The 24,065-nt window shown below is 46.5% G+C and carries 29 protein-coding genes and 3 pseudogenes; 9 read left to right on the top strand and 23 right to left on the bottom strand.

All coding sequences use genetic code 11. From position 1 onward, the window contains the following. Nucleotides 1-281: 281 nt before the first annotated feature. The 6 genes and pseudogenes from RS881_RS36865 to RS881_RS36845 all read right to left on the bottom strand — a co-directional run. Nucleotides 282-1,010, bottom strand: a pseudogene (locus RS881_RS36865) (transposase); the annotation flags it as partial. After that, nucleotides 955-1,170, bottom strand: a complete 216-nt coding sequence (locus RS881_RS61865; RefSeq protein WP_425476304.1) for a hypothetical protein — start codon at nucleotides 1,168-1,170, stop codon at nucleotides 955-957. The gene RS881_RS61865 and the pseudogene RS881_RS36865, both read right to left, overlap by 56 nt. 174 nt (nucleotides 1,171-1,344) lie before the next feature. Beyond that, complete coding sequence (locus RS881_RS36860; RefSeq protein ID WP_315815338.1) at nucleotides 1,345-1,608, bottom strand: hypothetical protein; 264 nt, start codon at nucleotides 1,606-1,608, stop codon at nucleotides 1,345-1,347. Nucleotides 1,609-1,709: 101 nt separating this feature from the next. Further along, nucleotides 1,710-2,093, bottom strand: coding sequence for a class I SAM-dependent methyltransferase (locus tag RS881_RS36855; RefSeq protein WP_315815337.1), 384 nt, complete (start codon nucleotides 2,091-2,093; stop codon nucleotides 1,710-1,712). Between the two features lie 896 nt (nucleotides 2,094-2,989). Beyond that, nucleotides 2,990-3,421 carry a RagB/SusD family nutrient uptake outer membrane protein gene (locus RS881_RS36850; protein WP_315815336.1) on the bottom strand — a complete coding sequence of 144 codons (432 nt, stop codon included), beginning with the start codon at nucleotides 3,419-3,421 and terminating at the stop codon, nucleotides 2,990-2,992. Between the two features lie 108 nt (nucleotides 3,422-3,529). Beyond that, entirely contained in the window at nucleotides 3,530-3,793 is a 264-nt protein-coding gene (locus tag RS881_RS36845) for a hypothetical protein (protein WP_315815335.1), read from the bottom strand. Here RS881_RS36845 and RS881_RS36840 point away from each other — a divergent pair. Further along, entirely contained in the window at nucleotides 3,781-4,035 is a 255-nt protein-coding gene (locus RS881_RS36840) for a hypothetical protein (protein WP_315815334.1), read from the top strand. The two genes, RS881_RS36845 and RS881_RS36840, sit on opposite strands and share 13 nt — an antisense overlap. After that, a pseudogene (locus tag RS881_RS36835) lies at nucleotides 3,987-4,771 on the top strand (SDR family oxidoreductase). Before RS881_RS36840 ends, RS881_RS36835 begins: the two are co-directional and overlap by 49 nt. Before the next feature lie 19 nt (nucleotides 4,772-4,790). On the opposite strand, the gene RS881_RS36825 reads toward RS881_RS36835, so the two are convergent. Genes RS881_RS36825 through RS881_RS36815 form a run of 3 tightly spaced genes read right to left on the bottom strand, consistent with a single transcriptional unit; the run spans nucleotide 4,791 to nucleotide 5,888 of the window. Next, on the bottom strand, nucleotides 4,791-5,198 hold the full coding sequence (locus tag RS881_RS36825) for a DUF6055 domain-containing protein (protein WP_315824718.1): 408 nt from the start codon (nucleotides 5,196-5,198) through the stop codon (nucleotides 4,791-4,793). Beyond that, nucleotides 5,195-5,614, bottom strand: a complete 420-nt coding sequence (locus RS881_RS36820) for a DUF6055 domain-containing protein (protein ID WP_315815331.1) — start codon at nucleotides 5,612-5,614, stop codon at nucleotides 5,195-5,197. The genes RS881_RS36825 and RS881_RS36820 overlap by 4 nt, the downstream gene beginning before the upstream one ends. Continuing rightward, the gene (locus RS881_RS36815) at nucleotides 5,580-5,888 is read right to left on the bottom strand and encodes a DUF6055 domain-containing protein (RefSeq protein WP_315815330.1); all 309 of its coding nucleotides are present in this window, start codon (nucleotides 5,886-5,888) and stop codon (nucleotides 5,580-5,582) included. The genes RS881_RS36820 and RS881_RS36815 overlap by 35 nt, the downstream gene beginning before the upstream one ends. Nucleotides 5,889-6,219: 331 nt before the next feature. On the opposite strand from RS881_RS36815, the gene RS881_RS36810 reads away from it, so the two are divergent. After that, nucleotides 6,220-6,468 carry a hypothetical protein gene (locus tag RS881_RS36810; protein ID WP_315815329.1) on the top strand — a complete coding sequence of 83 codons (249 nt, stop codon included), beginning with the start codon at nucleotides 6,220-6,222 and terminating at the stop codon, nucleotides 6,466-6,468. A gap of 39 nt (nucleotides 6,469-6,507) precedes the next feature. Further along, a complete protein-coding gene (locus RS881_RS36805; protein WP_315815328.1) occupies nucleotides 6,508-7,191 on the top strand; it encodes a methyltransferase domain-containing protein in 684 nt (227 codons plus the stop codon). A gap of 109 nt (nucleotides 7,192-7,300) precedes the next feature. On the opposite strand, the gene RS881_RS36800 is transcribed toward RS881_RS36805, so the two are convergent. The 14 genes and pseudogenes from RS881_RS36800 to RS881_RS36735 all read right to left on the bottom strand — a co-directional run bounded on the left by RS881_RS36800 (nucleotide 7,301) and on the right by RS881_RS36735 (nucleotide 18,752). Then, nucleotides 7,301-8,416, bottom strand: coding sequence for a DUF4302 domain-containing protein (locus RS881_RS36800; protein ID WP_315815327.1), 1,116 nt, complete (start codon nucleotides 8,414-8,416; stop codon nucleotides 7,301-7,303). A gap of 32 nt (nucleotides 8,417-8,448) precedes the next feature. Then, nucleotides 8,449-8,616 (bottom strand): DUF4302 domain-containing protein, encoded by a 168-nt coding sequence (locus tag RS881_RS36795; RefSeq protein WP_315815326.1) that lies wholly within the window; start codon nucleotides 8,614-8,616, stop codon nucleotides 8,449-8,451. A 41-nt stretch (nucleotides 8,617-8,657) separates the two neighbouring features. Beyond that, nucleotides 8,658-9,853: pseudogene (locus tag RS881_RS36790) on the bottom strand (substrate import-associated zinc metallohydrolase lipoprotein). A 149-nt stretch (nucleotides 9,854-10,002) separates the two neighbouring features. Continuing rightward, complete coding sequence (locus tag RS881_RS36785; protein WP_315815325.1) at nucleotides 10,003-10,533, bottom strand: RagB/SusD family nutrient uptake outer membrane protein; 531 nt, start codon at nucleotides 10,531-10,533, stop codon at nucleotides 10,003-10,005. Beyond that, nucleotides 10,466-11,479: a RagB/SusD family nutrient uptake outer membrane protein gene (locus RS881_RS36780; RefSeq protein ID WP_315815324.1), complete on the bottom strand. Its 1,014-nt coding sequence runs from the start codon at nucleotides 11,477-11,479 to the stop codon at nucleotides 10,466-10,468. Before RS881_RS36780 ends, RS881_RS36785 begins: the two co-directional genes overlap by 68 nt. A 24-nt stretch (nucleotides 11,480-11,503) precedes the next feature. Continuing rightward, the gene (locus RS881_RS36775; protein ID WP_315815323.1) at nucleotides 11,504-12,661 is read right to left on the bottom strand and encodes a SusC/RagA family TonB-linked outer membrane protein; all 1,158 of its coding nucleotides are present in this window, start codon (nucleotides 12,659-12,661) and stop codon (nucleotides 11,504-11,506) included. Next, nucleotides 12,658-12,933, bottom strand: a complete 276-nt coding sequence (locus RS881_RS36770; RefSeq protein WP_315815322.1) for a TonB-dependent receptor — start codon at nucleotides 12,931-12,933, stop codon at nucleotides 12,658-12,660. The genes RS881_RS36775 and RS881_RS36770 overlap by 4 nt, the downstream gene beginning before the upstream one ends. Before the next feature lie 94 nt (nucleotides 12,934-13,027). Continuing rightward, nucleotides 13,028-13,621 (bottom strand): hypothetical protein, encoded by a 594-nt coding sequence (locus RS881_RS36765; RefSeq protein ID WP_315815321.1) that lies wholly within the window; start codon nucleotides 13,619-13,621, stop codon nucleotides 13,028-13,030. Beyond that, nucleotides 13,612-14,391: a TonB-dependent receptor plug domain-containing protein gene (locus RS881_RS36760; protein ID WP_315815320.1), complete on the bottom strand. Its 780-nt coding sequence runs from the start codon at nucleotides 14,389-14,391 to the stop codon at nucleotides 13,612-13,614. Before RS881_RS36760 ends, RS881_RS36765 begins: the two co-directional genes overlap by 10 nt. Next, nucleotides 14,342-15,124, bottom strand: a complete 783-nt coding sequence (locus RS881_RS36755; protein WP_315815319.1) for an STN domain-containing protein — start codon at nucleotides 15,122-15,124, stop codon at nucleotides 14,342-14,344. The genes RS881_RS36760 and RS881_RS36755 overlap by 50 nt, the downstream gene beginning before the upstream one ends. A 239-nt stretch (nucleotides 15,125-15,363) precedes the next feature. Continuing rightward, nucleotides 15,364-16,551 carry a FecR family protein gene (locus tag RS881_RS36750; protein ID WP_315815318.1) on the bottom strand — a complete coding sequence of 396 codons (1,188 nt, stop codon included), beginning with the start codon at nucleotides 16,549-16,551 and terminating at the stop codon, nucleotides 15,364-15,366. A gap of 147 nt (nucleotides 16,552-16,698) precedes the next feature. Beyond that, nucleotides 16,699-17,361, bottom strand: coding sequence for an RNA polymerase sigma factor (locus RS881_RS36745; RefSeq protein WP_315815317.1), 663 nt, complete (start codon nucleotides 17,359-17,361; stop codon nucleotides 16,699-16,701). Nucleotides 17,362-17,504: 143 nt separating this feature from the next. Beyond that, nucleotides 17,505-17,930: a fibronectin type III-like domain-contianing protein gene (locus RS881_RS36740; RefSeq protein ID WP_315815316.1), complete on the bottom strand. Its 426-nt coding sequence runs from the start codon at nucleotides 17,928-17,930 to the stop codon at nucleotides 17,505-17,507. Between the two features lie 39 nt (nucleotides 17,931-17,969). After that, entirely contained in the window at nucleotides 17,970-18,752 is a 783-nt protein-coding gene (locus tag RS881_RS36735; RefSeq protein WP_315815315.1) for a DeoR/GlpR family DNA-binding transcription regulator, read from the bottom strand. Between the two features lie 415 nt (nucleotides 18,753-19,167). On the opposite strand from RS881_RS36735, the gene RS881_RS36730 reads away from it, so the two are divergent. Genes RS881_RS36730 through RS881_RS36710 form a run of 5 tightly spaced genes read left to right on the top strand, consistent with a single transcriptional unit; the run spans nucleotide 19,168 to nucleotide 23,883 of the window. Continuing rightward, complete coding sequence (locus RS881_RS36730; RefSeq protein ID WP_315815314.1) at nucleotides 19,168-20,037, top strand: TonB-dependent receptor plug domain-containing protein; 870 nt, start codon at nucleotides 19,168-19,170, stop codon at nucleotides 20,035-20,037. After that, entirely contained in the window at nucleotides 19,974-22,319 is a 2,346-nt protein-coding gene (locus tag RS881_RS36725) for a SusC/RagA family TonB-linked outer membrane protein (protein WP_315815313.1), read from the top strand. The genes RS881_RS36730 and RS881_RS36725 overlap by 64 nt, the downstream gene beginning before the upstream one ends. 18 nt (nucleotides 22,320-22,337) lie before the next feature. Beyond that, nucleotides 22,338-22,718 carry a hypothetical protein gene (locus tag RS881_RS36720; protein WP_315815312.1) on the top strand — a complete coding sequence of 127 codons (381 nt, stop codon included), beginning with the start codon at nucleotides 22,338-22,340 and terminating at the stop codon, nucleotides 22,716-22,718. Further along, a complete protein-coding gene (locus tag RS881_RS36715) occupies nucleotides 22,706-23,410 on the top strand; it encodes a SusD/RagB family nutrient-binding outer membrane lipoprotein (protein ID WP_315815311.1) in 705 nt (234 codons plus the stop codon). Before RS881_RS36720 ends, RS881_RS36715 begins: the two co-directional genes overlap by 13 nt. After that, on the top strand, nucleotides 23,392-23,883 hold the full coding sequence (locus tag RS881_RS36710; RefSeq protein WP_315815310.1) for a SusD/RagB family nutrient-binding outer membrane lipoprotein: 492 nt from the start codon (nucleotides 23,392-23,394) through the stop codon (nucleotides 23,881-23,883). Before RS881_RS36715 ends, RS881_RS36710 begins: the two co-directional genes overlap by 19 nt. Nucleotides 23,884-24,065 lie beyond the last annotated feature (182 nt).

The following is a 24,065-nucleotide window of genomic DNA, read 5'->3' as shown; positions in this document are numbered from 1 at the left end:
AGCCAAACCAGGATTGTTGCACAAGATAAGGCAGAAACTTCTTTGCCGGGGGCTGTAATTTCGAGTGTATATTATTAAATAGTGTCTGTCCATAAAGTCTCAATTTCTATTGTCTAACCAAACAGTCTATAAATAATGTAGACATTATGGATATTATTTTAAATGACTTTTTCAGGTATTTTCAGGGTTTAGCATTTTTTTGAGGCATGATAAGCGTTTTTTACCATTTTCTTTTACTCCAGGACATGCCTTTCCCTGTACTGCTTTATAAGTAGGCGGTATCAGGCTGTTTTTAGTAAAGACAGCATGGCCGCCGTCATTACCCGTATGTTATACCCAATAACGCTCCACATTACTTTGGCCTCAAAATGTTCAAATCCTTTCCAATTACAACGGAACAATCCAAACCCTCTTTTTATGTTGGAGATATTGGCTTCTATGCCGCTTCTCCATTTCTTTAATCTGGTTGCCCGGTTCTTACTGCTTACTTTATTTTGAAGACTGCCTACTATCTTATTGAATACAATATTCACAATACCCTTTTTCTCTGCATACTTCAGGTTATCTTTAGAAGCGTAGCCACCATCGGTTACAATATCACGGGGAACGACCCCATATGTCTTCTTAATTTTATCAATGGTTCCCGCGTACAGCGATTTATCTGATGGGTTGCCCCTTAACACTTCGCAGCTTACAATCAGATTGCTTTTACTTGTCACCAGATTGATCTTATGACCAAATGCAGCTTCCCGCTGACCTTTAACAATGATATCTGTATGCTGCTCATAGATTGAAAATATTTTCTCTTCATTCGGTACTTTCAAGCCCATAAGCTCTTTAGGCTCAGCAATACTATATACATGCTCCATTACGGGCAGCAATTGTTCCAGGGATAGTTCGATGCACATTCCTCTAAAACTAAAGCTTGACTTTTTTACTGCATTGGCTACCTGGTTAATGCTTTTGGTGAAAATATTCAATTGCTTTTTGAATAGGTCTGCCCGCTTGTCTGCCAAAATCACTGCATTTGTTGCCTTCCGTAATATCTTCTGCCACATAATTCAACAACCCCGGGTGATGATCAAGGATGGTATCCATCAATCCAAATTCCGGATTGTTGGCCCAGTCAGCTTGCTGAAACTTCAATTGCAAGGGTTCAAATAATTTCATGCGCATGACACAAAATTGCAAAAATATCTTTTCAAAGATCAACTCAACTAATTACTAATCAAAATTTTATGACTTAATGGACAGACTCTAAATAAGACTTCGTTCCAGTAGAGATCCGCGAAGTCCACTGGAAGTATAATTTGTCGTTGACTATATGTGTTTTACATCTTTCCTTCACCAGGTTGTAGGTTTCATTTCGCACACCATCATCCACTTTTTCAATGCATCCGTCACTGCGGCGCTAACGGAAGTCACGTAATCCCAATATTCGTCCATCGAATCAAACGCGACAATGCCGGTAAGCTCTCTCTCTTCTACCTGGCACAGCTGCACTTCTTCAAGCCAGTCGGACATAAAGCCAGCCTGCATACCATAAAACATGCCCGGAACATGGTAATTATATGGTCGCCGTTTGGTGACATCCCGGATGGCATCCAATACTATTTTAATCCAGAGATTCTTTTCCAGTAAGTTCCATGTAGATAAGGCAATCCGCCCACCCGGTTTCACAACCCGGCAAATCTCTCGAAGCCCGGCTCCTAAGTCTGGGAAAAAGATACGCCATTCCTGCACATCGCTGCATCAAAGTGACCATCGGTGAAAGGCATGTTAGTTACATCACAACAAACGGTTTTAAAATTGGGAATAGCCTTTTTCCGTGCGTTGGAATATGCTATTTCCAGCATCGTTTCCGAGATATCGATGCCTGTTACTTTTCCTGTGAGAAGGTAACCCGCGGCTGTCAGTCCGGGCTCTCCTGTTCCGGTAGCAACATCCAATACTGAAAAATGCTGCTGGAGATACAGTGATTCAATAATGGCCGAGCTCACCGGCGCAAGAAAAGTAGCAATAAAGTTTTCCCATTTTTTTCGACCATAAGCGAGTTCATCCCATTTCCCTCGATCAACGATTGGCATTTTCATAGATTAAGATTTTGGTAGTATAGCGTTTGATTAATGGCAGACCGGTTTTTCCAGTCCGAAAGCTATTGTTGTAGATCATCCATGAATAGAGGAACGCAGCGATAGCCTGAAATTCTTTTATTATGCAACTAACCGGAGATACTAAGAGAGCTAGTGAGTGAGAGCAGCAAAAGTAAATAATATTCAATTCAAGCTATTGTTGATTTTTACGTTATTTAAAACTCTTGATAATGTGGCTTGTCGCCAAAGAAATAAGAATTTATTTCGGTAAATAGTTAAGAGGCAGCGCATTCTTTTGCTTGACAAAAATAAATATCACCTCCTACGCCTTAAATTTTAATGTCAACGGAAGTGTGTAACAACCAATTAATTTTTAGTTAGATATAGCTGAACGAAAAATAAATTCCCTTATTCAACAGCAATCGGAAAAGCAGCCATCAATCCAATTGATGGCTGCTTTCGTCTATGATAGTAACTTCGTACCAAATCTGCAATGATAGAAGCAGCTGTAGCTACCTACAGCTATCCTCCCTTTTAAGCTCCTCACTCAAGTTTTGTTTGCCTGAGAAAACAGGTCATTTATTATTAATCATTAAACTGTTGTGTTATGAAAAAGAATTGTAACGCTGTCATTGCAGTATGTTTATCTCTGTTGCTGACTATTAATTTGACTTCTTTCCAGCCAGTAATTGTTCTCGCTCAAAGTTCCACCAGAATTATTGCATTCACCTGGTTCAAAGATGAGGAACTGACGGATCCTACCGGCACAACATCTGCTATTAATTTGGAAATCAACAGACTCCAGGTACTTTTTCCCGGCTACACTTTTTCATCCGCCTCCAGCATGGGACTGTCTCCCTACGAATTTGGATACCATGATTTTTACCCGGGAACAGTTATTTATTCAAACCGGTAAGGATGCCGCCGCCGGCATCATCATTAATACCCTGGATTTTGGGTAAGTTGCGGCGCATTACGTATTTCATCCCCGGTATTGGGAAGTGTATTTTATAACTTGCCCAATACTGGGGTTTTATTTCTGTTAACACATCATCAGCCATTCGTTTACCAGCTCCAGAATTGCTTTGCCATCTTCTGATATCGAACCACCGGTGTCCTAATTCTGTAAAATATTCGTGCCTGTTTTCATCTTTGAGGGCCCGGATGATTTGCTGGGCAGGTGATGAAGCAACTATTTTATGAAGTCCCGCTCGTTCCCTGACGGTATTTACATCAGCTATGGCCTCTGACAGCTTGCCCTTTGCTGCACGTGCTTCCGCCCTGACCAGGTACATTTCCGGTAACCGTAAGAGTACATTAAATTCCATAGGGAATTTTGCTCGGATTCAAACACATGGTATTTATAAGGAACGGTATATTCTTTACCTCTAATGGGCACTTTTAATGTCCACTTCAACAATCGCTGATCGGTTTTCTCAAAGCTGGCGAGTAGAGCCTGGGATAAATAAAAGACGCTTTGCGTGTTTGGGGTTTACGCCAAAAATTCTTCCTTCAGCGGTATTGTAATTATCGATAATCGGGAGTAAAGCGAAAATTGTTTCCTTGCTGCCGGATAAAAACACGCTATCAATATTTTGTTCGAGTTCATATAGCCCACATTCAATTAGCCAGGAACTTTGTTTTTCCGCATTGTCGTAGTCACCCAGATATAAATTAATTAATTTTATTGGATGCCACAAAAGAATATCGTTGTAAAAACCTGGGTGAGCTGTATACCCTCATGGGCCTTTCGCCTACGGACGTGGATACCCAATCGGGCTTTTCGATCCATTACCTGCAGGATATTTTTAAGGAGCTGCCCATCGCTTCGATACCTTACCGGCCTGATTTTTCAGCTTTCTTCATTTGTAAATGGACAGCACCTGCTGGTGAATGGCGGGGCCAATCAATAATAATAACCACACAAAACGAAATTATATGAACAGGTTAAGTAACAAAGTAATACTGGTAACGGGCGCTTCCAGGGGTATTGGCGCTGCAGTAGCTAAGGCACTGGCAGCAGCAGGCGGGAAACTGATCATTAACTATGCGGGCGGGCAGGCGGCGGCCGAAGAAACGGTCACCTCGATCAAGGCGGCAGGTGGGGAAGCAATTGCCCTGCAGGCGGATGTAAGCAAGGCTGTGGAGGTGACCGGACTGTTTGATGCTGCTATTGCGCATTTTGGCCGGATCGATGTGTTGGTGAACAATGCGGGTATCATGATCACCAGGTTGCTGAAGGATACAACGGATGAAGATTTTACGCGGCAGTTTGACATTAATGTACGGGGCACATTCAATACCCTCCGGGAAGCGGCTATCAAATTGTCGGATGGAGGCAGCATCATCAACTTTTCTTCTTCCACTACGCGGTTAATGATGCCTGGCTATGGTACTTACGTGGCCACCAAAGGGGCGGTGGAACAGCTAACACGTGTATTTGCCAAAGAAATAGGGGGCGGGGCATCAATGTGAATGCGGTATTGCCAGGACCTACTAATACGGAACTGTTTACCAAGGGTAAACCACAGGAGCTGATCGACCGGCTGGCATCGCTCAATGCGTTTAACCGCATTGGCGAGCCGGAGGATATTGCACGGGTGGTGACCTTCCTGGCCAGTGATGACGCAAAATGGATCAGCGGGCAATGTATTGGACTAAATGGAGCGATGGCCTAAGTATCCAAGAATTATTTTATCACCGATGGGTCGGGGGCCGTGCCGGTGAGTTTAAATTGATAAGGCCATTGTTCTTCAGCAGGCGGCTGGGCTTCTTTGTTGTTTTGCCCCTTTGCCTGCCTGACGATACAGGCCAATGTTCGGATGGTGCGCCACTAACTACCAACCATAGGTATTCGGTATCCCGGGGTACTTTGAAGGAGGCGGTACTATTGGAATTGCTAAATACCTTGCCATAGACCCGGCTGCCATCTTTCAGAGAGGCAACAAAACCGTAGCGCCAGCCTGCTTTATCGGTTTTTACATTACTGTATCCTGCTGAACCAGCAATGCCTTTGAAACCCAATTTTATCCTGGTCCCTGCAGCAGGCACCATGAGTTTGATGCCATTATACCCATAGTTCTGCGGACAATGAGTAGGGGCTATCTTATACCATCCTTCGCCGGCGGGTTGCAGGGATGTGATAGGTTGTTCTCAAAGGTCATCCATCCGGGATATACCTGCCATAACATGTATTGGGCCGACATTTCCATGATAGCGCCACGAGGGCCGCGTCCATTGTCGATGCGTGCCAGGAACTGAAAAGAGTGACCCAGTTCGTGCGCCAGAGCGCCATAAGGAGCTTTGTTCACCCTGGTAGCGGGCGTCCACAAGGCGCCTACCTTATCGTCGATGCCACCGCCAAAAGCAGTGCCTTCCGATCCCCCGATAACAAAGAGGAGTATCTTGTACTTATCAGAAATGGAATGGCCTTTTGTACCAGTTTGAGGTCGTTGACATAGAAGGCATAAAACCTTTCCAGTTCCTTCAATGCTTCGGGTGCGTTGAAGCGCTTCTTTCATCGGGATTGGCGGTGGGGTCGTTGCCAAATTCTTTGTGCCAGAAGACAGCGATGTTGGCTGATTGTACCATCCGCTGGTAGCTGTAATCGCTTTCATTGTTGTTGTAATCGTTGCTGTCGGGAATACGGTATATTTTGGCTGGTATGAAAAGCTGCTTGCCTATGGTATCGGGGGTGGTTGATGCTTGTGCCGTTGCCTGCAGGGTACCAGTTACAATCAACAGGAAAAAGGGAACCAGGTAAGGCAGCAAGTTGCGGGTGCTATTGGGTGTCATTTGTACGATTGTTTAATTTGCTGCGTTAAATTAACAACAATGTGCCCTGCAAGATCCACCGTTTGCCTTGTTGGGTAATATTCACCAAACAATGGTGAAAAACTGAATCATTACCCGGCTGGGACTAACCGGGTAATGAAGGAAGTGAATAATCCCTTAGTTGGATTTCTGTGGGAGTTTCGCACTGAACTATACCACCTACGTGAATGGGATGAGTTGTTCATGAAGGTATTGAATACCATGGTTTTGTGAAGTAATTGATTGGTGATCAGTTGAATTCAGAAATTGCTACATTTGCTATATATTATTGATTATTTAGAACCATTTTGCCATGCCAACTATGAATGGATTAACCATTATATCTGAAAGCATTGATTCCTTATATACTCTTTCTAAAAAGAATACCATTTTGTTAGAGGATGTACAAAAGGAGTTCAGGGCTGACCTACAAAAATTTATTGTCGGAGAAACGCTCTCCATGATGGATGGAAAATTGGTTATTGGGAATAATTTGTATAAGAAATGGTTGGAAAAAATTAGTACCAGGGGATTTGATTATGAAATAGATTGGAAACAATGAATCTTTAAAAAGGCAGCACAATTTTTCTGTTTTGTATCAATGAAATTACTGAAAGAACATGAACTGATTTGGTCCGATATAGTGGCCAACAACAATATGAACCGCAAGCGAAAAGCCAGTGGGGTCAATAGTTATGAAAAGAATCTGAAGTTTAAACCCGAAGTGTATTTGAATGGGTGTTTGGAGCAACAGGAACAAATAAAATGGCTGGACTTGTGTTGCGGTGAAGGGAATGCATTGCTTCAATATGCGCATGAGCTGGCTGGTAGAGGGATGCAGGATCGTGCCAGGTTGCGAGGCATCGATCTGGTCAATCAGTTTCAACCTGTACCGGCATGGATCAGTTGCTTGCAATGGGAGACCGGCTCCCTGGTTGATTGGACTGCGGACGACCAGTATGACCTGATCACCTGTGTGCACGGGCTTCACTATATAGGTGACAAGTTAAAGGTGATAACAGAAGCACTGAAGGCCATTTCGCCAAAAGGGATGTTGATCGCCAACCTCGACCTGAAGAGTATCAAGGTGGAAGGTGATGCGGATAATAACATGCTTAAAAGGCTTTTCGGGGAGTACCAGGTGGAGTACAATGTTAGAAGGAAGATCATTTCTTGTAACGGGCCACGGGATTTAGTTATCAATCTTACCTATAAAGGAGCCGATGACCAGGCCGGTCCTAATTATACCGGACAAAACGCGGTGGATGCGTATTATCATACCTGATTTTTAGTATAGTATGCGGCAGATGGACAATGCTTTCCCCACAATCAAAACGGGTGCATTCACTAAAGAATGCACCCGCTTTTGTTTATACCCCGGTAGGGAGCAAGGGTTATTTCTGCAGTCTTCCATAGAAGAATGAGGTATTGTCGGCAACCCGGTACAGGCCGCCTATATTGGTGACATTGGGGTTGCTGCTTTGAACATAATCTACTTTGAAAGGGCCCGACAGAAAATAGTTCTGCAGGTCGATGAGCTGCGTGAGGCGCGCCTTCCAGTTATCATCATAAGAAGGGGTGTTGAGGGTAACCACCCCATTTTCATAGGTATATTTATACGTGGCTACCGCTGTGAAGGTAGTAGTGCCATTGTTGTTCCGGATAGTCACCGATGCAGTGGTAGAATTGGATAAGGTAAACTTCACATCCACCAGTGTACGGGTGGGCGCCATGGCCGCAAATTTGGTAACGCAGGCCTGGTACACGGCATTAAAACCTGAAGTGATGCCTGCGGGTAATGAACTGCCGATATACAGTTCCTTATAAGTACCATTGTAGGCAAACAGCACCGGCATGGGCAGGATGGGGATATCGTTTTGCTTCACGGTGTATTTGGTGCCATTGGTGGAGTACAGTACAAATTCACCATTTTCCATTTTTCCCTTTACATAGGTAACACCCTCCACGGTTAAACCGTCTGGGAAGTTGATCCCTATATCTTCAAAATTGTATTTACCGGTGACTTGCGACACGGTACCGTTGTTGTTGACGTATTGCAATTTGGCAATCTTGCTGCCTTTGTCCAACACAAACTCTACTTTATTGGTAATGCCGGCTACCATTACATAGTTGTTGCTCTTAACGGCAAAGTAATTATTGATCTCATCAATATTGGCCTTGAAAGCAGCGCTGAGGTAACGGTCCTTTTCTGCTGCCTTTGCTTTTACCAATACCAGGTTGTTCTTGTATTTGAACCCACGCAGGATGATGGTATCTGCATTGCTGCGCTGGTATTCAAACTCCACATCACTTTGTAATCCCGATCCGGCAGTTCCTCCATACACTGCTGCAGAGGGGTCCTGCAGCATAGTGATGTAGTTGTAGGTATCAAATATGAGGGTGGCATTCATCACCCATTTGATGCGATAGGAGGAGGTATTGGATTTGGTAGCGGTTTCGTCGTTGAGATCGGCCACCATTAAGATCGCCTGCGATTTGTCGAAATTCATGTAGAAACCATAACCACCCTTGGCCGAAGTAGTCAGGAGGCTTTCCAGCCATGTTCGGAGGAAAGTAGTGCTGTATTGAGCTCATTGATCCTGGCGGACATGCGCTCTTCGGGTGTTTCATCGAAAATTTTGGCGTCGTCCTTATCACATCCAGCCAACAGCAAGGCGGCGCACAGTATATAAAGCAGTTGTTTTTTCATCTTTACAGTTTTAGAATTTACCATAGAAGTAATTGTCGGCCTCACCTTTCACATAAAAGCCGCCGAACTTCAGGAAATTGCGGGGGCCTGCTTTTCGGGTATCCAATCGCCTTTAAAGGTGTTGGCATTGAGGTAATTGATAAAGGGGTATAGCCTGCCAGTACCTGCACATTTCTTCCGTTGGCATATTGGGTAACAGTGCTGCCATTGTCAAAACGGGCGAAGGTGATATCGCCATTGGTGCCTACGGTCAGGTTGAAATCGTACCAGGCGGTAAGTGCGTTGCCGGCAGCATTGGTATAATTGTGTTGTACCTGCATCACTGTAGGTGAAAGGAACACGATATTGAAATTGGCAGGTTTACGCCCATTTACACCAAGACCTGTTTTTACAGCTTCCCATATCTGCCTGAACTTTTCTGACTGACCAAATTCCTCATAGTGGGTGCCGTCAATAAAGTTTACCACCAGGGGATTGGTAATAAGGCTGTTTTGCAGCGCATAGATGAACGTCTTGGTATTGTCGTTATAATTTTCGCGCAACACTTTAGCCACTTCATACTGCAGCTCGCGGAAGTTGATGTTGAAAAACTGCTTGAAATAATCCACCACCAGGGCTTCCTTTCTTTTGAGTTTGGTTTGTCCGTCCGTACCGGCGGCCTTGGCATAGGCATCGTACCACAATTGTCCTTCTATAAGCAGGTGGGCAACCACTTCAGCAAAGTCTTCGGTATACTTACTTCTGGCATATTGAGATATAAAACCAAGCGTTTGCGCCAGGGTAGCCGTATTGCCCGAGCCTGTCCAGTCTTCATTATAGTCTGCCTTGGTCACCTGCTGAAATTCGGGTGGAATGGCGATCAGCTGGTTCAGGATATGGGTAAACTCGTGGTGGATGGTGCGCATCTTACGGCTTACCTGCTGTGCCTTGGTGAAATCCAGGTCGTTGAGTTCATACAATACCACGCGGCGGCCACCATCGGCCGTGCCAAGGGTAATAGACCCGTTGGAATTGTATGCGGGTGATCCATACAACACAAACTGCTTAGGCGTATAGGTTTTGATAAAGGCCGGGCCAGCTACTTTCTCATAGGTTTTGAGGAAAATGTTGAGGATGGCTTCGGCCGTTGGCCTTACTTTTCGAGTTTGATGGGTGAGATGTCTTTTGATACATCAGTGAGGTTCCTTTCAAACCGGTAGACCAACTGGATATTATAGGGATTGGTGAGGGTGGTCATGATCCAATTATCCAATTCCGTTTGTGCCGGGCCATCCACAATGTATTTCGACATGTCTACATCGAGGGTGTCAGACTTTCTGCAAGACCAGGTGCACAGAAGCAATAGTGCGCAGAGTGTTGTATAAATGATATTTTTCAGTTTCATGTTTAGCGGGGATTTAATGGTAAACCAGACAATTTTACTTCCTGGGGTAATTGAAATACCCTTCTTTTATCACCATGCTTCAGTTCCGTAAAAGTCTCTGTATCGTTGGCATCAATGTGGTTGTGCTTAACGGTGAGTTTGTGGCGAAGGATATCCATCCAGCGGATACCTTCCTGGAGAAAGGCCCTTTTCTTGGTATCCAGCAAGGCCTCCAGCATGGCTTCTTTGGGATCGGTTTTACCGGTAAAGGTTTTTGCCTTGTCAATGGTAAGTCCGTGAGTGGAAGGCGTGTAGCCTACAATGCGGGACCTGCCAAACTCATTAAGGTCGCTGAGCGCATAGGTATAGCTTTCTTTTTGGATATAGGCTTCAGCGCGGTTTACGAGTGCCTCGTCTACAGTAAGGAGGGGCATCATGATATAGGGGTAGCCAATACCTTGCGCTACATTGGTATAATAGAAATATTCATTGTATTTGCCGGGGCTGTAATTGGGGCTCCCAGCTAAAGAGGCGGGTGCGGAAGGAGGCGCCATATACGGTTGTGCCGGTCCAATGAGCCTTTATCTGTTCACCAAATCCATAACGGGTGGCTCCTACAGCCGAACTGCGTTGGAATACGGAGTAGGTATTGGCCAGCAGCAGGTTGAAGGGCCTTTCCGCTTTCGTGTATTCCTGCCGGTGTTCATCGCCCGTAAGGTTGTACAGGTTGCCTGCATATTGGCGAAGGTTGTCGTAAAAATTATTCTCGGGCAGGATAGCGGATGCATGTTCAATAACCTTGTCCCAATTTCCTTTGAACAGGTAAAACCTGGCAGCAAAGGCATTGGCAGCCTGGGTATTGAAATGGTATTTGGGCACTTTTAAAGTAATACCTTTTAGCAGCTTCAGGCCCTCCGTAAGGTCTTGCTCGATGTGTTCATACACACTTTTTACCGTGCCACGGTCGTAGTTGGCAAATACCACCGTTTCGGGTTTCGTTACGTAAGGGATGCCCATACCGGCATTGGCGCCACCGATCTCATAAGCTTCGGCAAAGAGGGTTACCAGCATATGGTGAGCGTAGGCGCGGGCAATAAGGGCTTCGCCTTTATAGGGTATCACTTTACTGTTGAAATTGTTTTCCTCAATAGCCTGGAGGGCATGGTTGGCCGCTGCTATGGCTGCATAGCAGGCATTCCAGTATTCGGCCGGTGTACCATTGCCCGATCCTTCCGGGTCTCTCCAGAAATACAGGTCCAGGTAAGGTTGCGGTTGTGAAGGTGAAAATTTTGCATTCCTGTCTTCCGCATTGTCAGAAGCCGTTTCTGTAAACAGGTAGTGACGTTGTGGATAAGCGGATACCAGCAGTCCGGCCACTTTTTCCACAGTATTTATTTCTGCCCTGTTATCGGGGTTTTCTTCCAGGTATTTATTGCAGGAAGTGCACAACAGCATTCCCAGCGATAACAGGCTGCCTATGATGATAGAGGGTGTTTTCATTGTTTGTTTTCGGTTTTAAGGTGCTTAAAATCCTAATTTAACAGCCAGTGTATATTGTTTGGGGATGGGCATGGCCACGCCGCCATTGTTGAAAAATTCCGGATCGGCGCCAAACAGGTTCTTGTCTGAGTACAACAAAGCAATATTGTTGGCTACCAGGGAAAGTTGCGCCGTACGGATCTTGAAACGCGACAGGAGTTTGGCGGGCAGTTCATAATCAATGGATATCCTTTTCAGGCGGATGAAATCCCCTTTGGCCACCGCTTCCGTAGAATAGTTGTAAGCGTTATAAGGATATACACCGTTTATTGTAGCGCCATTGTTTTGCACACCGTTCACCACATGATATACGCCCAGCAGGGAAGGGATATTGGTGCGTTTTTCATCGCCCGCCTGCAGCCACCGGTCATTCATACGTGTTGACATCGTATACATATCGGAATAGGCGGCAGCAAAAGCCGGTTGCAGCCTGATCCAGTTGCCGGCAGAGAAAGTAACCAGGGCGGAAATAGAAAAACGTTTGTAAGAGAAGTTATTGTAGAAACCACCCGTGAATGTGGGGTCGGTAGGGCCATGGTATACCATGTAGTTTTTGTCCTCATCCTGCAGGCGCACATAGGTAGTCGTGTTTTTGCCATCGGCAGCCAGGTATACGGGGTACCCATATTGCGGGTCGAGCCCTGCAAAGGGGATGGAATAAAGGCCGCGTTGGGCATATCCTTTTCTCATGCCGCCTTCTGCCCGTACGTTGGACCAGATATTGGGGCTGATCTGCAGGTTGGTGATCTTGTTTTTATTGACGCCGAAGTTGAACTGCGTTCTCCAACGGAATCCATCCGGTATCTTGATGGGATTGCCGGCAATGGTGAATTCAAAACCTTTGGCTTCCATATCTGCATAGTTGGCTGTTTTTACAAATTGGCCACCGATGCCGGAGGTATTAAGCGTGCCGATGAGGTCGAACGATTTACGGCGGTACCAATCAATGGTAATATCGACCTTATTGAACAGGGCGAGGTCGGTACCGATATTGAGTTCATACATCTTTTCCCAGGTAAGCTCTGAGTTTTCGAGACCACTGAGGTAAATAGCCGATTCTTTTTCGTTATCGTAAGGGCGATAGGTAACCTGGTTGTAGAATACGGCCGATGAGTTGCGGGCATTGCCGATGCTGGCGGTCATACCATAGGTACCCCGGATGGTGGCGCCTGAAATGATCTTTGCAATTTTATCTGTATAGAAAGATTCATTGAAATATGCCAGGCGCCCGATACGTTCCAGGTAGGCAGCCAGCGCGCTACTTTCGATTTACCCATTTTGTTGGAGCCATCATAACGGGCTGTAGCATTGAGGCTGTATTTTTCCTTGTAGGAATAGGCGGCTCTTCCCATGAAGGCAGCATACCGTTCTTTGCTATACCCCATACCGAAATAAGGATCGCCGCCTTCGATCATCTTTTGAAATACCGGTAGTTGGGGTTTACCAGTCCGCCATTCTCATACTGGTAGCCGATACCTTCATAGCTGGAATTCTGGCGGTCAGTACCCCTCAGTTCCATCGAACCAAAGATGTTGACGCGATGATCGTCGCCAAAGGTATTGTCGAACTCCAGGTTTTGCCGGAAATAGAAGTTTTTGAGGTTGTCGATCGTCGTATTGTAAAACCTCCTTCGGGCAGTACGACCACCGGCAGCGAGTTAATATTATCGGGATCGGTGTAGAGGTTGATATTACCGGCTGCGATCGTGGCATCATAATCGGCGCGGAATGATTCGGCCATATTCGAGCCTTCCTTCACATAATGTTCACGGGTGGTATTGGCATAGCGATAAGCCCCGTCAATAGAATATTCCAGTTGGGGAATGATCTTGTATTTAAGCCCAATTTGCACCTGCAGGTCAAGCCCCTTGAGTGTGAGGTAATTTGTGTTCAGTTCATTGATGATATTGAAAGGCGCATAGTTCCTCACAAAATATTCCTGGTTGCCGTTTTGGTCAAACGCCGTCATAAGGCGGCTGGTATTGAGGGCATACGAATAGGGATTGATATCGAAGTCGCGGGAATACTGACCATATACAGGGTCAGAGTTCCTGGTAAGCGTGCCGGGTGTGCGCTGGTCCCTGATAGAACCATTCACCAACACTTCCCCCTTAATTTCTCACTCATTTTAATGGTGTTGCGAAACTTGGCTGTGTAGCGGCTTACCTTATCCCCAATGGTCATACCATTGTCTTTCATCAGTGAGGTAGAGAAGTAGGTTTGTGAGTTGGGTGAGCCTGAATTGATGCTTAAGGAATGTTCCTGGAGGAGTGAGTTTTGGAACAGCAGGTCAAACCAATCAGTATTGGCCTTTGCATACCGTTCCAGGAATTTCATCCTTTCTTCCAGCGTATTTTTCAGTGCAAAGGAATTTGTTGCGGCATCGTATTCATACATCAGGTTGTACATTTTGAAGAAGATGCCTCCGTCTTTTCCACGGGAAACGTTGCTGTGGTTGTAATAACCTTTGTTTTCCAGTTCGAGCAACACAGAGAGCTGGTCGGCCGAATTCATGATATCAAACTGCTTGTAAGAAGGTTTGAGGTAGGTGGTAAAGGTGCCTGAATAGTTGATCTGGGCTTTACCGTTGGTGTTCCTTCCTTTTTTGGTGGTTACTACGATTACCCCGTTCATGGCGCGGGCGCCATACATAGCGGTAGCGGCGGCATCTTTGAGGATCGTGAAAGACTCAATATCGTCGGGGTTGAGGCCGGCTACAGAGGAGCCGATCAGCGTATTGGCATCCCCGGTGGAGAGGGCTTCATTGGAGATGTTGACCACATCTTCCAGGATGATACCATCTACTACCCAGAGCGGTTTGTTTTCACCAGAGAGAGGTGGCGCCTCGTACCCGTATTTTGGGTGCAGCCCCAAAAGTACCCGAAACGTTTTGTACCGTTACGCCGGCCACCTGGCCTTCGAGCATACGGGAGATATCCGGCACCCCATTGCGTTCGGCATCTTTGGCATTTACTTTGGCCGTAGCGCCGGTAAACAGTTTACGGTCGATATTCTGATAGCCCGTCACTACAACTTCCTGCATCCTATTTTCCGAGGGCAGCAGTTCGATCATAAGCGTAGTGCTGGAAGCCGTCAATTTTACTTCTTTGGAGGCATAACCTATGATACTGAATACGAGGGTGCCTTTTTCGCTGACACTCTTCAGTTCAAACCGGCCATCCTTATCCGTGGTGGTACCAATGGTGCTGCCTTTGATCATGACCGATACACCCTGCAGCGGCGTGCCTTCGCCGCTTTTCACCACACCAGACACGCTGATGGCATCGGGCGCTTCGATGGTAATGGCCGGGGCTTTGGCCGGCTTGATCACCACACTGCTGTCTACAATGGTATAGGTGAAGGGTTGGCCTGACAGGGAAATTTGAAGGGCCTGTTCCAGGGGCGCATTTTTCACCGCAATACTTACTTTACCGGCATGCTTCAGCATTTGCATGTTGTATACAAACTGGTAACCGGTTTGTCGCCGCATTTCGAGGAAGACCTTTTCGAGTGGCGAGTTTTTAAGGTGGATCGTAACATGTTGGGCCAGTCCGGCTGCGGAGGCCTGCAAAGTAGCTACGACGGTTAACAATAGCATTAGTCTCATGATCAATAGAGTTTTGGCTGGAAGCCGTCCCCGCATGCGGGGAGGTTACCATAAGCAGTAATTTTCATACTTTCGAGTGTTGGGTTTTACTTTTTACCAATTGTTAGTTGCGAATAGTCTGATCCAACGCTTCGCCGGTAATGCGCTAACATTGCCGGCTTTTTATGGATCATAGCGTTTTCTGGTCTACTGTTTTCTCATTGTTTTTGCTGTTCTATCAGTCCCTTTTTATGGTGTTTTTATGGTTGAACGATTATTGTGTTGCCTTCCATCGTAAAGTTGACTGCGCCGGTGAGCTCCAGCAGGGCCAACAGTTTAGACAGTTTGTCTTTGCGCGAAACTGTGCAGGTAAAATCCATATTAGCCACATTGCCTTTGTATTGTACATCTACATTGTACCACCTGGATACCTGCCGCATGATTTGGCGGATATTGGCGCCATTGAAATAGGTGCGGCCGTTTTTCCAGGCTGTTTCTTCTTCTATATCTGCCTTTTCCACGTGCAGGTAACCTGCATTGTTTTCCACCACGGCATGATCGCCGGGCGCCAGGATGCGTGGTTGGTTGCCAGGGGCCGTAATGCGTACGGCGCCCGAAACCAGGGTGGTTACAATGCTGTTTTCATCTTCATATCCATTGATGTTGAACTGGGTACCCAGTACAGCTACATTCACATTCCTGATCTTTACTTCAAAGGGGTGATCCTTGTCTTCCGCTACTGCGAGGTAGGCCTCTCCCGTCAGTTCTACTTCTCTTTTGGCGCCTGTAAAAGTGGTGGGGAATTGGAGTGAGGAGGCCGCATTGAGCCATACCTTGGTGCCATCAGACAGGGTAACGGTAAATTCACCGCCACGGGGAGTGGAAATGGTATTGTAGGCGATGGTTGCCGGGTCCCCGCCAGGCTGAGGTATATAGGCCAGTTGTTTGTCTTTTACTAATACCTGCGAGCCGCCTTGCCGGGGCAGGGTAATATTACCTAAACTGTCGATCTCAACTTGCGAACTATCGGCCAGGGTAAGGATGGCGGTATTGCGGCCAGGCTCTTTTTCGGGTTTGGGCAGCTTAACCTGGGTAATGCTGGGCGGCTTTTGCCGGCGGCTGAAGATGAACCAGGCGCCTGCTGATAGCAGGAGTAATACCACGGCTGCAGCACTGAACCAGCGGCGACTGATCATCCGGTTAATACCTGTTGACCCGGCTGTATTTGTTTTATCGGCCGCCAGGATGTTGCTGAACGTTCGGGCTGCTGTTTCTTCAGTAACCATATAGGATGAATGATCATCCCGTTCGGCCAGCATGGCGATGTCCTCCACAAGCTCGTCGCGGTTGGAGGCTGCCAGCAATTGTTCCAGTTCCTGCTGCTCATCGGCCGTGATGGCGCGGGCGGCAAATTGTTGTAATAAATATTTTATACGGCTTTGCTCCATTGGATGAGTTTAATATAAATGACATTGAATGAAAGGGAATGATCCCTTATTCAATGACATTGGATTATAGATTAATGAGTTGATAATGATTTTGTGAAGGCATTCGGTCAGGGGCCAACAGGTAAAAGACCGGACTGGGGGAAAACGTCACGCGGGAAACCAGGATATTTTAGAAAAATAGTAGGCAAGGAGCGCCTGGAGGTATAAAATGGTAATGGGACCATAGCCGGATGCCAGCAGTTGTTCCCGTACTTCACGAAGGGCGGCAGACAACTGGTTTTTCACCGTGCCTACGGGAATATTGAGCTGGGCGGCGATCTGAGCCGGTTTCAAACCTTTTTCGCGGTTGAGCTGGAATACGATTTGTTTCTGTTCAGATAGTGTATTGAGAGCCAGGCGGATACGGTGGTGTATTTCCTGTACCTGAGTGCGTTCGGCTGGTATATCAAAGCCAGTCCCGTACAATGCGCGGCCAAAAGCGTCTTTGCGTTTACGGCGTTTTATTTCCCTGTCAAGCTGATCGAGGTACACCCTGGCGGCAATCCGGTAGATCCAGCCAGGAATATTTTCAATGGAAGCCAGCCGGTCGCGGTTAAGCCATACCCGGATAAAGGTTTCCTGGATAATGTCTTCGGTATCAGTAGCTGATCCTGTATAATGGATTATAAAGGGGCGTAATTGGCTGGCGTGGTAACTATAGAAGTTGAAGAAGGCCTTCTCATCGCCTTCTGCAATAAGCAATAAGTCGGATTGGTCATAATTTGGTGTAGCCGCCTGCAATTTTCTTGGTTGATTATTGCAAATATGCACAAAAAACAAGATAGTTTCCCCCTTTCCCAGTATTCTGGTAACCAGTTTATACATCAATTTTTGCCGGATCACAACCCGGAACCCGTATTCCTTCCCGACGCATATAGGGACCATTAACCATTTCCTGCCAGCTATTTACCATTTTATTCCTTCACAGTAAGCGTAGCCTTCGGCCGCAGGTCGCGGGAGGAGGCGCCTATCATGATCCTGAATTCACCCGGTTCCACTACCCACTGCATATCCTTATTCAGCATTTGCAGCAGGGCAGGGGTAAGGGAGAATTCAACCTCTTTGCTTTGTCCCGCCTCCAGGTGGATACGTTGAAAGCCTTTTAATTCCATGACTGGTCTGACCACTGTGGCCAGCATATCCCTGATATACAGTTGTACCACTTCATCGCCTGCCCGTTGGCCCGTATTGGTAATGGTACAACGTACCGTGGTGGATTCTTCTTTGCCAATGCCAGCCTTATCGAGCTGCAGGTTGCTGTAGGCAAAGCTGGTATAACTCAAGCCAAACCCAAAAGGGAATAAAGGCTGCCCATTTAAAATGTAATGGGAAATGAGCATTGATTATTGCATTCGAGGTAAAGGACCGGCGATTGCCGGTTACAGGATCGTCACTTCTTTCGCACCATATCCTTGCAGTTCGGAGCTATGCGGTGGAAGTTCGGTAATGAGGTAGTCAATATCATCTACATCCGCTATTTTCATTTGCATCACCGAGTTGAGTTTTTCCGAGATGGTGAGTACCGCTACTTTTTCAGCTGCTTTGAACATCGCTTTCTTTACCTGGATCGTTTCCCAGTCCGAGTCAGTGAGACCGCCAACAATGTCGATGGCATTGATGCCTATGATGCAAAGGTCGGCTTTGATATTGGCCAGGTATTCAAAAACCTCTCCGCTTACCGTCATCTGACTATAGGCAGAGATCTGCCCGCCGATCATGATCGTTTTGATCAGCGGTTTATCCAGCAGTTCTACCGCTGTAAGTGGGTTGACCGTAAGAAAGGTGGCTCTTAAAGTGGCTGGTATCTTTTTTACAAATTCACGGATGGTAGTGCCGCCGCCGATCAATACGATCATATCATCTTTAAGGAGGCTAAGCGTTTTGTCGGCAATGACCAGTTTATTGTTGCGGGAGTAGGTTTTGGAGTCATCGCCAATATGATAGGCGGCCGACATGGCGCCACCCTTGATCCGGATCACCTGACCTTCTTCGGCCAGCTCATTCACGTCACGCCGGATCGTATCTTCCGATACGTCGATCAACTTCACCAGGTCGGCAAACATCAGGCGGGTATGGATATTTACCTGCTTAATGATCAGTTGTTTCCTTTCCTTTTTTTGCAATGCTACCGGTACTGGTGGCTGTTGTTGGTTGCTTGGCATAACTCCCTGATTATTTCTGTAAAGTCCGAAAGTCCGAAAGTCCGTAAGTCCGTAAGCAAAACAAACATTGTGTTGCCATTTTATTCCCGTGTTCCTGACTTTCGATCTTCCGGGCTTTCTTGCAATATTTGCAATGATACAACTTTTACCTGATTGATGGCAATTATTGAATTGCAAACGCTATTTGCCTGCCTAATTTGCCATTTTGTAATTGGTTGTGAATGCAATAGATTGGCTATTAAATTGTTAATGAGGGTCTTTACTCCAAATACAGCGCTTTGCTATAATGATTTAGTTAGGCAATATTTGCAATACAGGAAACTATTTTCTGCGTATTATTTGCAGTATTTGAAAAATTTGCAGTAGATTTGGTTGCTTTTTGCAATTATTAATGATTCTCCAATAACTAACGCTCATGAAGAAAATTACGTCAACGAGGCTATGGCTGCTATACTTAGCCTTATTTCTGGCCACCTCCTTTGCCGGCTTTGGTCAAACAGCCAGTGATCCGGTTTCTGTTACCGGTACCATCAAAAGCGGTGATGACCCCGTGCCCGGCGCTACAATTGTGCTGGCTGCTAATAAAAAGGTAGTAACCACTTCCGACAATGCAGGGTTCTTCACCCTCAAAGTGCCTGCTGCCAACAGTCAGGGTAAGCTGGAAATTATTATCAGCTCCATCGGCTACCTGGCGCAAACTGTGGCAGTACCCGCCGGACAAAATGCCGTAGCTGTACAATTACAAAAAGACCCCGGCGCAGTAATGGCCGATGTAGTGGTAACCGCCCTGGGTATTCGCAAATCGAAGAAAGCAGTTACCTATGCCGTATCCGAAGTAAGCGGCAGTGACTTTACACAGGCCCGTGAAAACAACGTAGCCAATGGCCTTACGGGAAGGATTGCCGGCGTAAATGCAACCGGTATCTCTACAGGCCCCGGCGGATCGAGCCGTGTACTCATCAGGGGAAATGGTTCACTCACCGCCAATAGCCAACCACTTTATGTAATTAATGGTATGCCCATCGACAATAGTGTACCGGGTGGAGTGGGTACGCCCAATGGTAATTCCATCAGGAACAGTACCGACCGCGGTGATGGTATTGGTGGTATTAACCCCGATGATATCGAAACCTTTACGGTGTTAAAAGGCGGGGCCGCTGCTGCCTTGTATGGCTCCAGGGGCGCCAATGGCGTTATCCTCATTACTACCAAAAAGGAAAAATGCAGAAAGGGGGCAGGGGTATTGGTGTTGAATACAATGGTACGCTTACCCTGGAAAACGTAGCCGTATTTCCCGATTTTCAATATGAATATGGTCAAGGTGATAATGGTATCAAACCTACCACCCTGGCGCAGGCGCAGGCAACCGGCCGCCGTTCATTCGGAGCCAGGATCGACGGATCGGAGTTTATGGCTGCTGATGGAAAGATGCATCCCTATACTGCTCAAAAAAACAACCTGAAGAATTTTTACCAAACAGGCACTACGGTTACCAACTCGGTAGCATTATCAGGAGGCAATGAAGCCATTGTGTACAGGTTGTCACTTTCCGACATGAATGCAAAAAGCATCTTACCCAATAATAAGTACAACCGTAAAACAGTCAACCTGAATATCTCTGCCAAACTCAGCGATAAACTGAGGATGGAGTCAGTTGTTCAATACAATGTAGAAAAAGGTAACAACCGGCCCATTGCCGGTGACGCCCTGGGCAATCCCAACTGGATGCCTTATGAAGTAGCGAATACGGTGGACGTACGCTGGCTGAAACCTGGGTATGATGCCAATGGTAATGAGCCGGTTTGGAATGATGCCACCATTGTTACCAATGGTTATTTTGTAGTGAATAAGTTTAAGCAATCGGATAACAGGAACCGGTTCATTGGCCAGGCTGCTATTTCTTATGATATCCTGGACAACCTGACCGTGAAAGGAATAGTTACACGTGATTTTTACAATTACAACTTCACCAGTATCGTGCCCACCGGTACACAATACTGGCCCAACGGTCAATATGATGGTATTAAATCGGATGTATCCGAAACCAACAGCATGATCACGGCTACCTATAAATCGTCGATTGCTGAGAAAATAGGTTACACCGTCCTGGCAGGCGCCAATACCCGCCGGGCCAAATCTAATGAGCTTACTTTATCAGGCCGTGATTTCACCACACCGTACTTCTATAGTTTTTCCAATTTGAAAACTTCTTCTACGGTGCCTGTATCGGGTGATATCAAAACCAACTCAGTGTTTGGATCAATTGATCTTGACTATAAGAATATCCTGTTCCTTACTGCCTCTGGCCGTCAGGATTGGTTTTCTACCCTTAGCCCCGATAACAACAGCGTTTTCTATCCCAGTATCGGTTCCAGCTTTATCCTGTCGGATGTAGTAAAGATGCCTGCTGCCGTGAACCTGGTGAAATTAAGGGCCTCCTGGGCGCAGGTAGGCGGTGGCGGTCCCGATCCCTATACCATCAACCTGGCTTATAGTGCCGTACCCAGTGATGGATCCGTGCCCTTACAGAATGTAAGTTCTACTTCCATTACCAATGCCAAACTGAAACCTTTTACCTCTACTACCCTTGAAGCGGGGTTGAATGCACAATTCTTTGGCGGAAGGCTGGGATTGGACATAGCCGTATACGATCGCAAATCAACCGACGATATCGTAAGTGTGCCCATCTCCACCTCTTCGGGTTATACCAATGCCATCCTAAATTCGGGCGAATTAAGTAATAAAGGGATCGAATTACTCATCGATGCCACACCCGTAAAGAAAAAGGATTTCAGCTGGAATACCAGCTTCAACTTTGCGTACAATAAAAGCGAAGTATTGAAACTGGCCGATGGCATCGCCCTGGCACAACTGGGTGTTTCGGTGAATGGAAATGCCTTCATCAACAATAAGGTGGGCAATACGTTTGGCGCCATCTATGGTTTCCGTATGCTGCGGGATGCTTCCGGAAGCATTGTGTATGATCCCAATTCCAACCTGCCCGTACAAACAGATGTAAACCAGGAGTTGGGTAAAGGCGTACCACCTGTAACAACTGGTTTCACGAATACCTTCCGGTATAAGAAATTTTCATTGGACATCCTCGTGGATGGCAAATTTGGCAACAGCATCTTCTCTGTAATGGAGGTATATGCTACGCGTTTGGGCCTCATGAAATCTACCCTGGCAGGCCGCGAAAATGGTTTGAAGCTGGATGGGGTAACGCCAACCGGCGCCAAATATTCCTATACGGTACCGGTAGCCAACCTGCGGGCGGCTTATTACAATAGTCTCAACAGGTATACTGAACTTTTTGTACATGATGCCAGCTTTGTAAAACTGCGCCAGGTAATTCTGTCCTACCGGTTGCCCGATAACTTCCTGAGCAAACTGGGCGTACAATCGGCCAATATCTCTCTCGTAGGCCGCAACCTGTTTATCCTGTATAAGAAGACCGACAATTTCGATCCTGAGCAAAGCCTTACCAATGGCGCTGCGCAAGGTATTGAGTCGATCGGATTGCCACGTACCCGTTCTTATGGCGTGAACCTTATGCTTAAATTCTAACTACTAAAAGTAATTGCGATGAAATTTTTCCTTCAAAAATATACCAGGCTTCTTCCAGTGGTGCTTTGTGCTGCGGCCCTGCAGAGTTGCGATAAAGACTTTGAGGAGATCAATACCAACCCCAATGCCGTATCAACCCCTACGCCTCAATTCATCTTCAGTAAGGCATTGTATGATGGAGCACTTAACTGTGGCAATACCAGTAAGCTTTTATTGGGTACGATGCAATACACCACCAGCTTTAATGATGTGGAAGGCTTTGGTTCCAAATACGTAGCCTCACAGGTAAACCTTACGAATGTTATTTTTACCAACTCTTATCCCAACCAGATCAATGAGATCGGTGAGGTGATCAAGGCCGTAAAAACGATCCTGCCAGGATCAATATGCTTTCAGTAGCCCGTATCTGGCGTGCATACTGCTTCAGCCGGTTGACAGATCTCTATGGTGATGTTCCCTATAGTGAAGCCGCGCAGGGTTTCAACCTTTCCCTGTATCAACCCAGGTATGATACCCAAAGCGCCATCTATGCCGATATGTTGAAAGAACTGGAAGAGGCGGCCGCCGCGCTCAATCCGGCCAATACCACCACTTTTGGGACGGCTGATCTTATCTATCAGGGCAATACCGATCGCTGGAAAAAGTTTGCCTACTCACTCATGCTGCGCCTGGGTATGCGCCTTACCAAAGTGGATGCCACGGCAGCCAAAACCTGGGTTACCAAAGCCATTGCCGGTGGGGTGATCAGGGACTATGCCGATATTGCTAAAGTGGCCTATCTGGCATCTGGTCAGAACCTCAATAAGAATCCCATTGCCCTCCAAATGTTCAATGATAATTATGTGAACTCCGATGGGGTGAGCAATCCGGAGGGAGGTAAGTATCATCAGGCATTTATTGATTCCCTCAAATCCAATAATGACCCCAGGCTCAGTGTCATCTCGGTTGTATATGTTGGTGGTGTGCCCAATTCTACAGAAAGTATCCAGAAGGGATTGCCTGCGAATATCAATGGTGCTAAACCGGCCGATTTTGTAACGTATTCAGAACCCAAAAATCAACAGTACTGCGTGTGGAAGCGCCCTTGTTGATATTTACAGCTGCCGAATCTAATTTTTTATTGGCTGAGGCTGCACTGCGCACCTGGTTTACGGGTGAAACTGCTGCCGCCCTGCACGAAAAAGGTATCCGCGCAGCTATGCAGCAATGGGACCTTATCAGCGGTACTGCCAATACCATTGATGCAGCACGCATCAATAGTTATGTAACGGGGCATGCGTTGAAGACCAGTGCTTCTGTAGCGGTGCAAACAGAACAGATCTATAACCAGGTATGGGTAGGCTTGTTTCCCGATGCACAGGAAGTATGGAATAACTATCGCAGAACAGGTTATCCTGCGCTGGTGCCCAATAACTATCCAGGTAATGCGACCGGTGGCAAATTCCCCCGCCGGTTCGTTTATCCGTTTGCCGAGCAAACGCTCAATCCGGCATCCTACGGTACGGCAATTGGCCGGCAAGGTGCAGATGATCTGAATACCCGGATATGGTGGGACAAACAATAACCAATAGGTCACAATTTCATACGTCAGAGATTTTAAGCATGGGGGCATTTCTATGCCCTCATTTTAATACTTCAGGAGAGCGGGATTATTGGTATTCCCACTTCCCGAAGCGCACAGCCCGAAGCTTGTAGCTCACAGCTTTTATTCCGTGTTAGATACCTTTAAACTTTTGCATGAGAAAA

The sequence above is a fragment of the Paraflavitalea speifideaquila genome, from assembly GCF_032395985.1.
Taxonomy (GTDB): domain Bacteria; phylum Bacteroidota; class Bacteroidia; order Chitinophagales; family Chitinophagaceae; genus Paraflavitalea; species Paraflavitalea speifideaquila.
The sequence above is the reverse complement of the archived record's forward strand: the minus strand, read 5'-3'. Positions and strand labels throughout refer to the sequence as shown.

Bases quoted from the DNA above. Each gene is read 5' to 3' on its own strand.
- RS881_RS61865 (WP_425476304.1), bottom strand. From the start codon at position 1,170: ATGAAATTATTTGAACCCTTGCAATTGAAGTTTCAGCAAGCTGACTGG.
- RS881_RS36855 (WP_315815337.1), bottom strand. From the start codon at position 2,093: ATGAAAATGCCAATCGTTGATCGAGGGAAATGGGATGAACTCGCTTAT.
- RS881_RS36850 (WP_315815336.1), bottom strand. From the start codon at position 3,421: ATGGAATTTAATGTACTCTTACGGTTACCGGAAATGTACCTGGTCAGG.
- RS881_RS36820 (WP_315815331.1), bottom strand. From the start codon at position 5,614: ATGAAAGAAGCGCTTCAACGCACCCGAAGCATTGAAGGAACTGGAAAG.
- RS881_RS36815 (WP_315815330.1), bottom strand. From the start codon at position 5,888: ATGACACCCAATAGCACCCGCAACTTGCTGCCTTACCTGGTTCCCTTT.
- RS881_RS36810 (WP_315815329.1), top strand. From the start codon at position 6,220: ATGCCAACTATGAATGGATTAACCATTATATCTGAAAGCATTGATTCC.
- RS881_RS36805 (WP_315815328.1), top strand. From the start codon at position 6,508: ATGAAATTACTGAAAGAACATGAACTGATTTGGTCCGATATAGTGGCC.
- RS881_RS36800 (WP_315815327.1), bottom strand. From the start codon at position 8,416: ATGAATTTCGACAAATCGCAGGCGATCTTAATGGTGGCCGATCTCAAC.
- RS881_RS36795 (WP_315815326.1), bottom strand. From the start codon at position 8,616: ATGAAAAAACAACTGCTTTATATACTGTGCGCCGCCTTGCTGTTGGCT.
- RS881_RS36785 (WP_315815325.1), bottom strand. From the start codon at position 10,533: ATGGCGCCTCCTTCCGCACCCGCCTCTTTAGCTGGGAGCCCCAATTAC.
- RS881_RS36780 (WP_315815324.1), bottom strand. From the start codon at position 11,479: ATGAAAACACCCTCTATCATCATAGGCAGCCTGTTATCGCTGGGAATG.
- RS881_RS36775 (WP_315815323.1), bottom strand. From the start codon at position 12,661: ATGACCGCCAGCATCGGCAATGCCCGCAACTCATCGGCCGTATTCTAC.
- RS881_RS36770 (WP_315815322.1), bottom strand. From the start codon at position 12,933: ATGATCGAAGGCGGCGATCCTTATTTCGGTATGGGGTATAGCAAAGAA.
- RS881_RS36755 (WP_315815319.1), bottom strand. From the start codon at position 15,124: ATGAGACTAATGCTATTGTTAACCGTCGTAGCTACTTTGCAGGCCTCC.
- RS881_RS36750 (WP_315815318.1), bottom strand. From the start codon at position 16,551: ATGGAGCAAAGCCGTATAAAATATTTATTACAACAATTTGCCGCCCGC.
- RS881_RS36740 (WP_315815316.1), bottom strand. From the start codon at position 17,930: ATGCTCATTTCCCATTACATTTTAAATGGGCAGCCTTTATTCCCTTTT.
- RS881_RS36735 (WP_315815315.1), bottom strand. From the start codon at position 18,752: ATGCCAAGCAACCAACAACAGCCACCAGTACCGGTAGCATTGCAAAAA.
- RS881_RS36730 (WP_315815314.1), top strand. From the start codon at position 19,168: ATGAAGAAAATTACGTCAACGAGGCTATGGCTGCTATACTTAGCCTTA.
- RS881_RS36725 (WP_315815313.1), top strand. From the start codon at position 19,974: ATGCAGAAAGGGGGCAGGGGTATTGGTGTTGAATACAATGGTACGCTT.
- RS881_RS36720 (WP_315815312.1), top strand. From the start codon at position 22,338: ATGAAATTTTTCCTTCAAAAATATACCAGGCTTCTTCCAGTGGTGCTT.
- RS881_RS36715 (WP_315815311.1), top strand. From the start codon at position 22,706: ATGCTTTCAGTAGCCCGTATCTGGCGTGCATACTGCTTCAGCCGGTTG.